The organism is Advenella sp. FME57, assembly GCF_014897675.1.
In the GTDB taxonomy this organism is placed as follows: Bacteria; Pseudomonadota; Gammaproteobacteria; order Burkholderiales; family Burkholderiaceae_B; genus Advenella.
The window spans coordinates 1-1,190 of record NZ_JABUXU010000052.1 but is presented as its reverse complement, the minus strand read 5'-3'; the positions used below and the strand labels follow the sequence as shown (position 1 = coordinate 1,190).

Annotated in this window: 1 protein-coding gene; it reads left to right on the top strand. The window is 43.8% G+C overall.

Annotated elements, in window-relative coordinates; translation table 11 throughout:
• Window positions 1-71: 71 nt before the first annotated feature.
• Window positions 72-1,147 (top strand): IS3 family transposase gene (locus tag INT32_RS22005; protein WP_369806375.1). Its coding sequence is split into 2 segments (ribosomal slippage): window positions 72-321 and window positions 321-1,147, totalling 1,077 coding nucleotides; the frame shifts between segments, so codons are not numbered across the junction.
• Window positions 1,148-1,190 lie beyond the last annotated feature (43 nt).

Genomic DNA, 1,190 nt, shown 5'->3' with positions numbered 1-1,190 from the left:
TGTAACTACCCCGTAAAATAATACAGATTACTCGTAGAATTTCTTTTAAGCTAAACGAAAGGAGTTTGACGATGAGCAAACGAAAGACTGAAAGCCAAATTGTGGCGATTTTGAAAGAAGCTGAAGTTGGTATGCCGATCAAAGACCTCTGCCGTAAGTATGGCATCGGCAATTCAACGTTTTATAAGTGGCGCGAAAAATACGGCGGTATGGAAGCATCCGATGTGCGCCGTTTAAAAGAGCTTGAAGAAGAAAACCGTCGGCTCAAACAAATGTATGCGGATTTGAGCCTAAAATCGCAGATGCAAGAAGATATTATAAAAAAGCTTTAGCACCTGTGGCAGAACGAAAAGTTTGGGCACGTGAGCTACAGGTGCAGTATAACGCGAGCGTTGTAACCTGCTGTAATGCGGTTGGCATCAGCCGTACCGCTTATTATTACGAACCTAAGTTAACCGATGACACTGCAATCATTGATGCACTCAATGCGTTGATTGAAAAACATCATCGCTGGGGTTTTCCTAAGTGCTTCAAACGTCTTCGCAAGCTAGGCCACCGCTGGAACCACAAACGAGTGTATCGTGTTTATACTGAGTTAAAACTGAACCTACGGCGCAAAGGAAAGCGACGCTTGCCTAACCGCAACCCTGAGCCTTTGGTTGCGCCTAGTGCGCTGGGTAAGTGCTGGTCAATGGACTTTATGAGCGACAGCTTGCACAACAAAGTCCGGTTTCGGACATTCAATGTTATTGATGATTTTAACCGTGAAATACTCGGCATTGATATCGCGACCAGTATGCCATCGTTGCGTGTAATACGTTATCTGGACCAACTGGCTGAATGGCACGGTTACCCTGAGAAAATTCGCGTTGATAACGGCAGTGAATTTACCTCAGAAGTCTTCACCAGCTGGGCAAAAGTGCATGGCATTATGATTGATTACATCAAACCTGGTTGCCCTTACCAGAACGCATACATTGAGCGATTTAACCGAACGTATCGTGATGATGTACTGGATTTATATATTTTCAACAACCTGAATGAGGTAAAGCAAATAACCGAAAACTGGATTGAGTTATATAACACTGAACGACCACACGACTCACTGAATGACATGACGCCGTTAGAGTACCGAAATGCGGCATAAATTCTCTACGAGATGACTGTGTTATAAATGGGGTATTTACACT